This window comes from Stakelama flava (assembly GCF_019351405.1).
In the GTDB taxonomy this organism is placed as follows: domain Bacteria; phylum Pseudomonadota; class Alphaproteobacteria; order Sphingomonadales; family Sphingomonadaceae; genus Sphingomonas; species Sphingomonas flava_A.
In genome coordinates, this window is record NZ_JAHWZX010000003.1 from 218651 (window position 1) to 231999 (window position 13349).

12 protein-coding genes, 1 tRNA gene and 1 riboswitch are annotated in these 13349 nt (G+C 64.8%); of the genes, 9 read left to right on the top strand and 4 right to left on the bottom strand.

Annotation, left to right across the window (positions count from 1 at the left end; all coding sequences use genetic code 11):
- The first annotated feature begins 88 nt into the window (after nt 1-88).
- The 3 genes from KY084_RS04805 to KY084_RS04815 all read left to right on the top strand — a co-directional run bounded on the left by KY084_RS04805 (nt 89) and on the right by KY084_RS04815 (nt 4060).
- Nucleotides 89-1261, top strand: a complete 1173-nt coding sequence (locus KY084_RS04805; RefSeq protein WP_219237297.1) for a phosphoserine transaminase — start codon at nt 89-91, stop codon at nt 1259-1261.
- Between the two features lie 94 nt (nt 1262-1355).
- Nucleotides 1356-2933 (top strand): phosphoglycerate dehydrogenase, encoded by a 1578-nt coding sequence (serA, locus tag KY084_RS04810; RefSeq protein WP_219237298.1) that lies wholly within the window; start codon nt 1356-1358, stop codon nt 2931-2933.
- Between the two features lie 29 nt (nt 2934-2962).
- Nucleotides 2963-4060 carry an ATP phosphoribosyltransferase regulatory subunit gene (locus KY084_RS04815; protein WP_219237299.1) on the top strand — a complete coding sequence of 366 codons (1098 nt, stop codon included), beginning with the start codon at nt 2963-2965 and terminating at the stop codon, nt 4058-4060.
- Between the two features lie 36 nt (nt 4061-4096).
- Here the strand turns inward: KY084_RS04815 and KY084_RS04820 are convergent, their stop codons facing one another.
- Complete coding sequence (locus KY084_RS04820; RefSeq protein WP_219237300.1) at nt 4097-4570, bottom strand: DUF6456 domain-containing protein; 474 nt, start codon at nt 4568-4570, stop codon at nt 4097-4099.
- Between the two features lie 96 nt (nt 4571-4666).
- Here KY084_RS04820 and KY084_RS04825 point away from each other — a divergent pair, with 96 nt between their 5' ends.
- Complete coding sequence (locus KY084_RS04825) at nt 4667-5230, top strand: helix-turn-helix domain-containing protein (RefSeq protein WP_219237301.1); 564 nt, start codon at nt 4667-4669, stop codon at nt 5228-5230.
- Between the two features lie 24 nt (nt 5231-5254).
- On the opposite strand, the gene KY084_RS04830 is transcribed toward KY084_RS04825, so the two are convergent.
- Both KY084_RS04830 and KY084_RS04835 read right to left on the bottom strand, forming a co-directional pair.
- Nucleotides 5255-5330, bottom strand: a tRNA-Val gene (locus tag KY084_RS04830).
- A 118-nt stretch (nt 5331-5448) separates the two neighbouring features.
- A complete protein-coding gene (locus tag KY084_RS04835; RefSeq protein ID WP_219237302.1) occupies nt 5449-6537 on the bottom strand; it encodes a PLP-dependent cysteine synthase family protein in 1089 nt (362 codons plus the stop codon).
- A gap of 169 nt (nt 6538-6706) precedes the next feature.
- Between KY084_RS04835 and KY084_RS04840 the strand changes: the two genes are divergently transcribed.
- The 3 genes from KY084_RS04840 to KY084_RS04850 all read left to right on the top strand — a co-directional run bounded on the left by KY084_RS04840 (nt 6707) and on the right by KY084_RS04850 (nt 10644).
- Entirely contained in the window at nt 6707-7162 is a 456-nt protein-coding gene (locus KY084_RS04840; protein ID WP_219237303.1) for an Lrp/AsnC family transcriptional regulator, read from the top strand.
- 92 nt (nt 7163-7254) lie between these two features.
- Nucleotides 7255-7461: riboswitch (cobalamin riboswitch) on the top strand.
- Between the two features lie 113 nt (nt 7462-7574).
- Nucleotides 7575-9860: a 5-methyltetrahydropteroyltriglutamate--homocysteine S-methyltransferase gene (gene metE, locus KY084_RS04845; RefSeq protein WP_219237304.1), complete on the top strand. Its 2286-nt coding sequence runs from the start codon at nt 7575-7577 to the stop codon at nt 9858-9860.
- A 4-nt stretch (nt 9861-9864) separates the two neighbouring features.
- Entirely contained in the window at nt 9865-10644 is a 780-nt protein-coding gene (locus KY084_RS04850) for an acyl-CoA thioesterase (protein ID WP_219237305.1), read from the top strand.
- 32 nt (nt 10645-10676) lie between these two features.
- Here the strand turns inward: KY084_RS04850 and KY084_RS04855 are convergent, their stop codons facing one another.
- The gene (locus KY084_RS04855) at nt 10677-11483 is read right to left on the bottom strand and encodes an ABC transporter substrate-binding protein (protein WP_219237306.1); all 807 of its coding nucleotides are present in this window, start codon (nt 11481-11483) and stop codon (nt 10677-10679) included.
- Between the two features lie 94 nt (nt 11484-11577).
- Here KY084_RS04855 and KY084_RS04860 point away from each other — a divergent pair, with 94 nt between their 5' ends.
- Entirely contained in the window at nt 11578-12570 is a 993-nt protein-coding gene (locus KY084_RS04860) for a FecCD family ABC transporter permease (protein ID WP_219237307.1), read from the top strand.
- Entirely contained in the window at nt 12564-13334 is a 771-nt protein-coding gene (locus tag KY084_RS04865; RefSeq protein ID WP_219237308.1) for an ABC transporter ATP-binding protein, read from the top strand. Before KY084_RS04860 ends, KY084_RS04865 begins: the two co-directional genes overlap by 7 nt.
- Nucleotides 13335-13349: the final 15 nt, after the last annotated feature.

Sequence of the window (13349 nt, forward strand, 5' to 3'; positions counted from 1 at the left end):
GGCTTGACAGATGCCGGGCCATCGCTAGGGCCGTCGGCGGGCCACGCTGTCCCAACGCAGCGCGAGCTCTCTGCAAGGAGAGACTGACATGACCGATACGACCGTACCCGGCGCCACAGTTGCGCCCGCGAAACCCGCCGAAAAGCCGGCGCGCCCCCATTTCTCTTCCGGACCCTGTGCAAAGCCGCCCGGCTGGTCGCCCGAAAAGCTGGCCACCGATTCGCTTGGCCGCTCGCACCGTTCGAAGCTGGGCAAGGGCCGCCTGAAACACGCGATCGACCTGACCCGCGAAATCCTGAACGTTCCCGACACGCATCGCATCGGCATCGTTCCCGCCTCCGATACCGGCGCGGTGGAAATGGCGATGTGGTCGATGCTCGGCGCGCGTCCCGTCACCTGCCTCGCCTGGGAAAGCTTCGGCGAGGGCTGGGTGACCGATGCGGTCAAGCAGCTTCGGATCGATCCGGTTGTGATGAAGGCCGAATACGGCGCGCTTCCAGATCTCGCCGCGGTCGATCAGAGCCATGACGTGATCTTCACGTGGAACGGCACCACCAGCGGGGTTCGCGTGCCGGACGGCGAATGGATTCGCGAGGATCGCGAAGGGCTAACCTTCGCAGATGCGACCAGCGCGGTTTTCGCGATGGAGCTTCCCTGGGACAAGCTCGATGTCACCACCTTTTCCTGGCAGAAGGTGATGGGCGGAGAGGGCGGCCACGGCATCCTGATCCTCGGCCCGCGTGCGGTCGAGCGGCTGGAAAGCTATACCCCTGACCGACCGCTGCCGAAAATCTTCCGTATGACCAAGGGCGGCAAGCTGATCGAGGGCATTTTCGAAGGTGCGACGATCAACACGCCGTCGATGCTGGCGGTCGAGGATTATATCTTCGCGCTGGAATGGGCGAAATCGATCGGCGGGCTGAACGCGCTGATCGCGCGATCAACCGCGAACGCCACCGCGCTTGGCCGGATCGTAGAGGCGCGCGACTGGCTCGATCACCTTCCCGTCGAACACGCGATCCGGTCGAACACCAGCGTGTGCCTGAAACTCGTCACCGATGCCGATGCCGATGCGCAGGCTGCGATGGTGAAGAAGATGGCCTCGCTGCTCGAAGCCGAAGGCGCCGCCTATGACATCGCGGGGTATCGCGATGCACCGCCGGGCCTGCGCATCTGGTGCGGGGCGACCGTGGATACGAGCGATATCGAAGCGCTCGGCCCCTGGCTCGACTGGGCCTGGGCGCAGGTGGCGCCGCGCTGAGCGGCGTCATCCCGGACGTGATCCGGGATTTCGCGCAACATTCTCCAAGATCAAAGAGATCCCGCTTTTCGCCGGGATGACGAGGTACAAAGACATGCCCAAAGTCCTCATTTCCGACAAGATGGACCCCAAAGCCGCCGAAATCTTCCGCGCACGCGGAATCGAGGTAGATGAGATCACCGGCAAGACGCCCGACGAGTTGAAAGCGATCATTGGCGAGTATGACGGCCTCGCCATCCGCTCCGCGACCAAGGTGACGAAGGACATTCTCGATTCCGCGACAAACCTGAAGGTCATCGGGCGCGCCGGGATCGGCGTCGACAATGTCGATATCCCCTATGCATCGTCCAGGGGCGTGGTGGTGATGAACACGCCGTTCGGCAATTCGATCACCACCGCCGAACACGCAATCGCGCTGATGTTCGCGCTTGCCCGGCAATTGCCCGAAGCCGACGCCTCCACCCAGGCGGGCAAGTGGGAAAAGTCCAAATTCATGGGCGTCGAGCTGACGTCGAAGACGCTTGGCCTGATCGGGGCAGGCAATATCGGTTCGATCGTTGCCGAACGCGCGCGCGGGCTTCGCATGAAAGTCATTGCCTATGACCCGTTCCTGACCGAAGAACGCGCGATCGAAATGGGTGTCGAAAAGGTCGATCTCGACACGCTGCTCGGCCGCGCCGATTTCATCACGCTGCACACGCCGCTGACCGATCAGACGCGCAACATCCTGTCGAAGGAAAATCTCGCCAAGACGAAGAAGGGCATTCGCATCATCAACTGCGCGCGCGGCGGGCTGGTCGATGAAGCGGCGTTGAAGGAAGGGCTCGATTCGGGCCATATCGCGGGCGCCGCGCTCGACGTGTTCGTTGCCGAACCGGCAAAGGAAAGCCCGCTGTTCGGCACGCCCAACTTCATTTCCACGCCGCATCTGGGCGCTTCCACGACGGAAGCGCAGGTCAATGTCGCGATCCAGGTCGCCGAACAGATGAGCGATTTCCTGTTATCGGGCGGCGTTACCAACGCGCTGAACATGCCCAGCCTGTCGGCGGAGGAGGCGCCGCGGCTGAAGCCCTATATGGCGCTTGCCGAAAAGATCGGGTCGCTGGTCGGGCAACTCGCCCATGGCGCGCTTTCCAGCGTTGCGATCGAGACCGAGGGCGCGGCTGCCGAGCTGAACCAGAAACCGATCACCGGCGCGGTTCTCGCCGGGCTGATGGGCGCGTATTCGGATTCGGTGAACATGGTCAACGCCCCCTTCCTCGCGAAGGAACGCGGCCTTGACGTGCGCGAGGTGCGCCATGATCGCGAGGGCGATTATCATACGCTGGTGCGCGTCACCGTGCGCACCGACAAGGGCGAACGCTCAGTCGCCGGGACGTTGTTTGGCGACAACAAGCCGCGGCTCGTTGAATTGTTCGGCATACAGATGGAGGCCGATCTGATCGGTCATATGCTGTATGTCGTTAATGAGGATCAGCCCGGTTTCATCGGCCGTCTCGGCTCGCTGCTGGGCGAAAAGGGGGTCAATATCGGCACCTTCCATCTCGGTCGGCGTCAGGCGGGCGGAGAGGCGATCCTGCTGCTGTCGGTCGATGGAACGATGGACAAGGCCTTCCTTGATACCGTACGCGCGCTACCCGGCGTCAAGACGGCGATGGCGCTGGAGTTCTGAAGGAAGGCTGACATGCGGGGAATCGACGGGTGAGCGGCGGATTGTTGCCCGAGGGGTTTCATGACCGGTTGCCGCCGGTGGCGGGCGCTGCGTCCCGGCTGGAACGCACGGTGCTCGATGTCGCGCACGCCCATGGCTATGAACAGGTCGATCCCCCGCTGGCCGAGTTCGAGGAGAGCTTCGCCGCGCGGTTGAAATCGGGGAGCGCGCGCGACGCCGTTCGCTTCGTCGATCCGGTGTCGCAGCGCACGCTCGCCATTCGGCCGGACATGACCGCACAGATCGGCCGGATCGCCGCGACGCGGATGGGGCATCACCCGCGCCCGGTTCGGCTGTGCTATGCCGGGGCGGTGGTGAAGCTGCGCGCCAGTGAATTGCAGCCCGAACGCGCGCTTCGCCAGATCGGGGCGGAACTGATCGGCCTCGATTCGGTCGCCGCCGCGCGCGAAATCGTCACCGTCGCGGTAGAGGCGTTACAGGCGGCCGGGGTTTCGGGAATCGCGATCGATTTCACCTTGCCCGATCTGGTCGACACGCTCGCTGGCGGCGCGTTGGGCGGGAACGATCTCGCGCAGCTTCGCGACCGGCTGGATGCGAAGGACGCGGCCGGAGTGGCGGCGATCGACCCGGCCTATCTGCCGCTGATCGAGGCGGCGGGGCCGTTCGAACGGGCGAGCGAAAAGCTGCGCGCCGTGGCGGGCGACAGCATGACGAGCAGGCTGGACGGGCTGGCGGAGATTGCGGGCGTGCTGGGCGGCGATATCGCGGTGACGCTCGATCCGACTGAGCGGCACGGCTTCGAATATCAGCGCTGGTTCGGCTTTTCGCTGTTCCTCGCCGGCGGGCGCGTGCCCATCGGACGCGGCGGGGCGTATACCATCCTGCGCGGCGATGGCGGGGAAGAGCCCGCGGTCGGCTTCTCGCTCTATGCCGACGCGATCCTTGCGCTGGGTGCGGGGCAGGACGGTCGGCGGCGTCTGTTCCTGCCGCTGGACAGCGATCCGGAACGCGGCGCGGCGCTGCGGCGCGAAGGCTGGGTCACGGTACAGGCGCTCGATGCCGAAGATACGCCGGGCGCCCAGCTTTGCACCCATGTGCTGACCGACGGCGACCCCCGACCGCTGTAAAGCCCGGCTGGGCCGCGTGCGGACGAAAAATCGCGGTTACCGGATGCGGTAAAAGGCGGCGATCCGGTCAAGCGCGAGGCACAGTACCAGCTTACCCGCGCGGCTGGGCCAGCCAAGTGCCTTTTCGGCGGTAGGAAGCCCTTCGCCCGCGCAGATGACCCGCCATAGGATGTCGGACAGTCCCGGCCCCGCTTCTTTCAGCGCGCCATCAAAGCGGCGCTTGGCCGAAATCTGCACATGAGTAGCATCGCCCGGATCGGGCGCCGCGCCGCGCGCACGGCCGCTTGGTGCCGGGTCCCAGCGCATCGTTACGCGCGGGCCGATCGCGGCGGTTTCGTAATCGGCGCGCAGCCGCTCGCCCGCCTCGAACTGCGCATCGCTGATCATGCCGCGCGCCTTCAACCATCCAAGCGGCGATTCAGCCATGTTGACCGTCATGCTGCGCCCGCGTCGCCCGGCGGGACCGCGAACCTGTCCGTCCCGAAATTCACGCTCTTCCAATTGCCGCATCGCGGGTCCCTCCGTCGCTTCGATTCGGCCGACACTTGCCATAGCGAGTATTTTGTAGGACAGAAGAAAAACCAATATGGTTCAAAAGAGGGCGCAATGATCACAGCGATCCGTGATGTCAGAAAGGCAAAGTCGCTTACGTTGGAAGAGGTGGCGCAGCGATGCGATCCGCCGACCACGGCACAGACGATCGGGCGGCTGGAAACCGGAACGCGAACCGTGTCGGTAAAATGGCTCAACCGGATCGCCGATGCGCTGGGGGTTGAGGCGGCGGACTTGGTGAAGCTGCCCGATCAGGCGGAACTGCCCGTGGCGGCCGTTCTCGACGGGGGAGAGGCGCGCGCGCCGCGCCGACCCGCCACGGTGGTTGCCCCGCGCGCCGAACCGGGCATGGTTGCGGTGACGGTGACCGGATCGAGCGGTGATTACCGTGCTGGCGACGAGCTGTGGTGCCGCAGGATAGCGCCTGACGGCTTTGCGGCGGCGGTGAACCGCGATGTCCTCGTCCCGCGTCCGGCGGGGCGTTATATCTTTGGCAGGCTGATCGACATGGATGGCGGCAGGCTGCACCTGCTTCCCTCGGGTGCGGGGCAGCGGCAATTGGTGGTCACCGATCCGGCATGGCTGGCGGTCGCGGTGCGGCTGGTGCGCGCGCTGTAGAATCGGGAGAGGCATGGCGCGCGATGGTGGGCGGTGACGGGTTCGAACCGCCGACCCTCTCGGTGTAAACGAGATGCTCTACCAGCTGAGCTAACCGCCCCGATGCGCGTTGCGCGGCGATAGCGCCACTTTCGCCTTCTGCAAAGAGGGTATCTGAACGCGGCGTTCGGCTTTCGCCCTAATCGGTTGGGCGGCGTTAGGCCACAGGGCCAATCGCATCAGCCGGCGAGCGGCAGATAATGTTCCAGCCGGGCATGGCCGGCATCGTCGCCGAACCCCTTTTGCGCGCACCAGTCTGCGTCGAAACAGGTCGAGGCATAGCGTTCGCCCGAATCGCACAGCAGCGTGACGATCGAACCGCGCTCGCCGCGTGCCACCATGGCGTCGATCGTATCCAGACAGGCATGAAGGTTCAGGCCCGTCGAAGGACCGCAGCGGCGCCCCAGGACCTGGCTGAGATGCTTTGCCGCGGCGATCGCGGCGGCATCGGGAACCGCGATCATCCGGTCAATCACGTCGGGCAGGAACGATGGTTCGACCCGTGCCCGCCCCACCCCTTCGATCCGCGACAGCGCGCCCGATACCGTCCTGATCGTGCGGTCGATGAAATGGCGATGAAAGACGGAGGCTTCCGGATCGGCGACGCACAACCCGGTCGGGTGGCCGCTATAGCGGATGTAGCGGCCGATCGTGGCCGAGGTGCCGCCGGTTCCCGCGCCGCAGACGATCCAGCGCGGAACCGGATTGGGTTCATCGCGCATCTGTTCGAAAATCGACTGGGCGATATTGTTGTTGCCACGCCAGTCGGTCGCCCGTTCGGCAAAGGTGAACTGGTCGAGATAATGGCCGCCCGTTTCGTGCGCGATGTTCGCCGCGACATCGTACACGGTACGTGCGTCCTTAACCTTGTGGCAGCGGCCGCCCTGCGCCTCGATCAGCGCGATCTTTTCCTGTGCGGTGTCGGCGGGGATCACAGCCACGAAGGGCAGCCCCAGCATTTTCGCGAAATACGCCTCCGACACCGCAGTGGAGCCGGAAGATGCTTCGACGATCGTGCACCCCGGTGCAATCCATCCGTTGCACAGCGCATAGAGGAACAGCGAGCGCGCGAGGCGGTGTTTCAGGCTGCCGGTCGGGTGGCTCGCCTCATCCTTCAGGTAAAGCTGGATATCGGGCGCGTTGGTCAGCGGAACGGCGATCAAATGGGTGTCGGCGGAACGGGTCTGTTCGGCGTGCAGCATGTGTAACGCCTGCCGGTGCCAGTCCGATCGCGAATGGGCATGATCGGCAGGGGGGAGTGGCGGCATGCTGCAAAGGTCCGTTTTTAAAAATGATGTGCTGATTGTAGCGCGTCTGGCACGCTAAAAGGATGCAAAGCGAACCGCGATTTTATCGGATCATGCGTTCAAAATGCATGCCGGCGGAATTAAACGCGATAAGTTTGTGCAAACGGGTTGAATCGCGCATAGAGGGCGAATGAGCCTCAACCCGCGCGATCGCGCTATCCTAGATATGCTTCAGCACTCCGCCGATACGCCGGTTTATGAAATTGCAGCACGCGTGAATCTTTCTTCCTCCGCCTGTTCGCGGCGAATCCAGCAGCTTCGCGATCAGGGATATATCAAACGTACCGTCGCGCTGCTCGACCGGGGCAAGCTGGACGTTCCGATGACGGTGTTCGTGATCGTGCACGCCCGGCACAGCGATGCCTGGCTGGACCGGTTTCGCGAGGTGCTCTCGGCAATCCCCGAAATCGTCGAATGCCACCGCCTGGCCGGCGATTTCGATTATCTGATGAAGGTCATCATTCCCGATATCGGCTGTTATGACCGCGTGTATAAACGGTTGATTGCCGAAATCGAACTGGCCGACATATCCGCGTATATCTCGATGGAAACGATCAAGGAATCCTCGGTTTTGCCACTTCGGTGAGGGTGTGTCACCGCTCGGCCGGCCGACGACCGGCGCGGACGAGACATAAAGAATTCTTTATATGGCGCTTGACGTGGCTGCCCGTCCCGCGCGATAGGGTCAGCGTCGAAGGTTCTCCGGCCGGGCATGGTTCGCGCCGGAGCTAAGACGGGAAGCCGGTGTGAAACCGGCGCTGCCCCCGCAACTGTAAGCGGCGAGCGGCGATCCTCGATGTCACTGTAACCGCTATGGTTCCGGGAAGACGGATCGTACGCTTTGACCCGCGAGCCAGGAGACCTGCCTTTCGACGCGATAACGTCCACCGGCGGGGTGCCCGGTCTGGTCGCCTGACGCGAACGCGGCCGGTGTCGATTCCGGCCGTGCGTGCCGGTGTCCGGTTCTTGTCCCCGCCCTTTCTTCGGGGATGAAGAATATGACCGTCACGACTGCAACGCTTGGTTTCCCGCGTATCGGCCCGCGCCGCGAACTGAAATTCGCGCTTGAAAGGCACTGGTCGGGAAAATCCGACGAAACCGAACTGCTGGAAGCGGCAGCGGGCCTCAAATCCGCGGCCTGGGCGCGCCAGCGTGCGCTTGGCGCGGACTGGCTGCCCTCCGGCGATTTCTCGCTCTATGACCATGTGCTCGACATGAGCCTGATGCTCGGCGCGGTGCCGCAACGCTATGGCGCGCAGCCGGGCACGGCCGACCTTGCCACCTATTTCGCGATGGCGCGCGGCACCAAAGGCACTGGTGGCGAAAGCCTGACCGCATGCGAGATGACCAAATGGTTCGACACCAATTATCACTTTCTGGTGCCCGAACTACATGCCGGGCAGAAACTTGCGCTCGGCCGGCTGACGATCGTCGATGCCTGGCGCGAGGCGAAGGCGCAGGGGTTCGAAACCCGGCCGGTGATCGTCGGGCCGGTGACCTGGCTCAGCCTGGCCAAGGGACAGGATGTCGATCCGTTCGATTATCTGGACGAAGTGCTTGGGCTGTATTCGGTAATCCTTGGCCATCTGCGCGAAGCCGGCGCTGAATGGGTGCAGATCGACGAGCCTATCCTTGTCACCGACCTGTCCGATCAGCAGCGCAGCGCGCTTACCCGTGCCTATGCCCGGCTTTCGCGCTCGGGGCCGAAATTGATGCTGACCACCTATTTCGGCGGACTGGGCGATAATCTGTCGTTTGCCGCATCGCTTCCCGTGGCGGGCCTGCACATTGATTGCGTCCGCGCGCCCGAACAGCTCGACCGGCTGCTGAAGGTCGCGCCCAAATCGCTGCTGCTGTCGCTGGGCGTGGTCGACGGGCGCAATATCTGGCGCGCCGACCTTGAAGCGTTGCTCGACCGGCTCGAACCGGTGGCGGCGCTTCGCGATCTCGTGCTCGCCCCGTCCTGTTCGCTGCTCCATGTGCCGGTCGATCTCGATCTTGAACGCAAGCTCGATGGCGAGGTGAAGCAGTGGCTCGCCTTCGCGGTGCAGAAAATCGCCGAACTGACGACGCTGAAGGTCGCGCTCAACCACGGCGGCGATTCGGTGCGCGAGGAACTGGCCGCTTCGGCGAAAGCGGTCGCTTCGCGCAAGCATTCGCCGCGAATCCACGATCCGAAGGTTGCCGAACGGGTCCGGGCGGTGACCGACGATATGCGCCGCCGCAAATCGGGGCATGCCGAGCGCAGCCGCGTGCAAGCCGACGCGTTGGACCTGCCGTTGTTCCCCACCACCACCATCGGTTCGTTTCCGCAGACCGAGGCGATCCGGAAAGCGCGCGCGGCGCATAATCGCGGTGATATGTGCGCATCGACCTATGACGCGTTTCTGCGCGCCGAAACCGAACGCGCGATCCGCTGGCAGGAAGCGGCGGGCCTCGACATGCTGGTCCATGGCGAATTCGAACGCAACGACATGGTACAGTATTTCGGCGAACAGCTTTCGGGATTCGCGTTCACCACCACCGGCTGGGTGCAATCCTATGGTTCGCGCTGCGTGCGTCCGCCGATCCTGTTCGGCGACGTTTCGCGGCCCGCGCCGATGACGGTCGAATGGTGGCGCTATGCCCAGTCGCTGACGGAAAAGCCGGTAAAGGGCATGCTCACCGGCCCGGTTACGATCCTCAACTGGAGCTTCGTTCGCGACGACCAGCCGCGCGAGGACAGCTGCCGCCAGATCGCGCTCGCCATCCGCGACGAAGTGCAGGACCTGGAGGAAGCCGGGTGCAGGGCGATCCAGATCGACGAGGCGGCGCTTCGCGAAGGCCTGCCGCTGCGGCGTGCCGACTGGCAGCCGTATCTGGACTGGGCGGTCGATTGCTTCCGTCTCGCCGCGAGCGGGGTGGAGGACGCGACGCAGATACACACCCATATGTGCTATTCGGAATTCAACGACATCCTTGCCGATATCGGCGCGATGGATGCCGACGTGATCTCGATCGAAACCGCCCGTTCGCAGATGGAACTGCTCGAAGGCTTTGCCCGCTATGAATATCCCGCCGCGATCGGGCCGGGCGTCTATGACATCCACACCCCGCGCGTGCCCGATGAAGCGGAAATGGTGAACCTGATACGACTGGCGCAGCTCCACCTTTCGCCCAAGCAACTGTGGGTCAATCCCGATTGCGGGCTGAAGACGCGCAAATGGGAAGAGGTAAAGCCGTCGATCAATGCGATGGTCGCGGCGGCGCAAACGCTTCGCGCCGAACATATGGCAGAGGCCTGACGCGATGACGACGAAGGCCGAAAGCGGCATCGTCCGGCTGATCGACATGATCTTTCCCGGCGATGCCAATCATCACGGCACGCTGTTCGGCGGCGTGGCACTCGCGCATATGGACAAGGTGGCGTTCCTCGCCGCCTCGCGCCATGGCCGGGCGCCCTTCGTCACCGCCTCTTCGGAAAAAATCGATTTCGCCGCGCCGGCGCGGATCGGCGAAATGGTGGAGGCGACAGGGCGCGTTACCCGCGTCGGGCGAAGCTCGCTCGACGTGACGGTGGAACTGATCGCGGAAGTGCCGACCAGCGGCGAGCGGCGGTTGTGCACGCGGGGGCTTTTCACGCTGGTGGCGGTCAAGGGGCCTGAGACCGAACTGCCGCTGCCGCCGCTCGGCACGCGGGCGGCAGTGGAAACCGACGCCGCGCTGCGCTTTGTCGACATGGTCTTTCCGCAACAGACCAGCCATTATGGCACGCTGTATGGCGGCGATGCGCTCAAAATGATGGGCAAGGCGGCGTTCCTTGCCGCGACGCGTCATGCCCGTGCGTCGATCGTCATGGCGGCGTGCGACCGGATCGATTTCAAATCGCAGATCGGTGAAGGCGAAATGGTCGAACTGGTCGCGCGGGTAAAGATGACGGGCCGCAGTTCGATCCGTATCGACGTCGAACTATGGGCCGAACATCTGATTGCGGGTGAACGCAGGCAGGCAGCGCAATCCACCTTTACGATGTTAGCGGTCGACGAGAAGGGAAAGCCGATGCCGATCGGCGTCGCATCCGCCCCTTGATGCCGCCGGTTACCGCACGGCGGTGCGGTGGGTCAGCGCAGTTGCGCGGCGAGACTCTCTGCCGCCAGCACATAGGCGGGGCCGCCGCATACCGTCCATGCCTGCGGCACTTCGAGCCGGGGAATCGGATCGAGCAAGGGATGGTGCAGCATTTCGGTGCCGCGGTCGCGCACCTTTTCAGCATCCGATTCGACGATGAGATAATCAGGCCGTGCGAGCGCGATTTCTTCGAGGCCGATACGCGCAAGCGCCGGCTTTTCCAGCTTGGCGGCCAGATTGACGAGGCCCAGCTGGTGCATCAGGTCATCGACCAGCGTGCCGGTGCCGGTCAGGAACCCGCGGCGCTGATAATAGGCGGCGACTCGCCCCTTTCCGACATCGTGCGGAAGCCGCGCCAGCCGCGCGTTCATATCGGCGATCAGCCGTTCGCCGCGCGCCTTATGTCCGACTGCGGCCGCAACGGTGCGGATTTGCGCGACGATATCGGCATAGCTGTTGGCAATCGGCAGATCGAGGCGCGCGATGCCGCGATCCTGCAGCATCGCGACGGTCTCGCGACGCTGCCACGGACTGGCGATGATAAGATCGGGGCGCAGCGCGATCACATCCTCCGCCGAGCCCTTCGATACCGGTACGTCGCGCGCTTTCGCCGCGGCGGCCGACATTTGCGGATCGCGAGCCAGATCGGTCAGTGCAGCGATCTGCTCGCGATCGGCGAGCGCGAGCAGATACTGGTCGGCGCACAGGTTAAGCGAAACGATCCGGTGCGGGGCGGGTGATGGCGCGGCCTTCGCACCGATCAGAAGCGGCAGGGCCAGGGCTGCAAGCCAGCGGTTCATGCTTCGCCTTTGCCAAAGCGCGCCGCGCTGCGCTAGGGGCGTCTGCCAACCGGGGCACAGCGGGTGATGGCGTGACGATCATGAAGGCAGGGCGTTGACCGCATCCAGACCATGGCTCGTGCCGCTGCTGATCGCGCTCGCCGGTGTATCGGCGGTGCTGTCGGTTGGTATCGGCAGTGCATCGCTGTCTCCCCAGGCGATGCTGGCGGCGCTCTTTGGCCATGGCGATCCCGTCATCCGGTCGATCCTGATCGACCTTCGCCTGCCGCGCGCGATCCTCAGCATCGCGATCGGCGCGATGCTCGGCCTGTCGGGGGCGGCGCTGCAGGGCTATCTGCGCAATCCGCTCGCCGAGCCGGCGGTGCTCGGCACATCGAACGGCGCTGCGCTGGGGGCGGTCGTGGCGTTCTATTTCGGGTTCGCCGATCTCTGGCCCGCCGCGCTGCCGCTGATGGCGATTGCCGGGGCGGTGGTCAGCCTCGCGCTGCTGTTCCTGCTCGCGGGCCGGTCCGAAAGCTCGCTGACGCTGATCCTTGCGGGGATTGCTGTGGCGACGCTGGCGGGTGCGGGGATCAGCCTCGCGCTCAACCTCTCCCCCAATCCGTTCGCGGGGATGGAGATCATGATCTGGCTGATGGGAAGCCTGGAGGACCGGTCGTTTCACCATGTCGCGGTGGCGCTTCCCTGCATCGCGATCGGGATGGCGCTGCTCGCATGGGACGGGCCGGCGCTCGACGCCCTTACCCTGGGGGAAGACGGCGCGGCGGCGCTGGGGGCGGACCTGAAGCGCACGCGCCTTCGCCTGTTGCTGGGTGTCGCAATCGGTGTCGGCGGCGCGGTGGCGGTATCGGGCGCTATCGGCTTTGTCGGCCTGATCGTCCCGCATCTGGTCCGGCCGCTCACCGACCGCAGTCCGTCCTCGCTCCTCCTGCCGAGCGCGCTTGCGGGCGCGTCGCTGCTGACCTTGTCGGACATATTGGTGCGAATCATCCCGGCGACGACCGAGCTTCGCCTCGGCGTGGTCACCGCGTTTCTGGGCGTGCCCTTCTTCCTCTTCCATCTGATGCGTGAGCGGCGGCTATGGTGAGCATCGTTGCGGAGCATGTCGGCGTTGAACTGGCTGGTCGGCCGGTGGTCCGCGACGTTTCGGCCGCGTTCCGGCCTGGAAGTTTTGTCGGCATCCTCGGCCCCAACGGCGCGGGCAAATCGACGCTGGTGCGCGCCCTGCTGGGGCTCGTCCCGGCCAGCGGCCTTGTCCGCATCGGCGAAGCGCCACTGAACGATCTGACGCGCAGGCAGATTGCCCGGAAGGTCGCCTATCTGCCGCAAGGACAGGCACTGCACTGGCCGCTCAGCGTCGAGCGGCTGGTCGCGCTGGGCCGGTTGCCGCACCTTACCCCCTATTCGCGGATCGGCGCGGATGACCGCGAAGCGATCGCGCGTGCGATGGCGCTGGCCGAGGTCGATATGCTTGCCGGGCGGATCGCGACCGAACTTTCGGGCGGCGAACGGGCGCGGGTCCTGCTCGCCCGCGCGCTTGCGGTGGAGGCGAGCGCCCTGATCGCCGACGAACCGCTGGCCAGCCTCGATCCCGCGCATCAGCTTCAGGGCATGGAGATTCTGCGTGGTCAGGCGGATTCGGGAAAGCTGGTGCTGGCGGTGTTCCACGACCTCAACCTCGCGATGCGCTTTTGCGACCGGCTGCTCGTGCTCGACGCGGGGAGGCTGGTCGCCGACGGCCCGCCGGAAACGGTGCTGACGCCGCAATTGCTTGCCGATGTCTATGGCATCACCGCTGCCTTTGGCGGAGCGGGGCAGCGGCTCGTCGTGCCGCTCGAACGCATGCGTTGACGAAGGGCGCGCCGC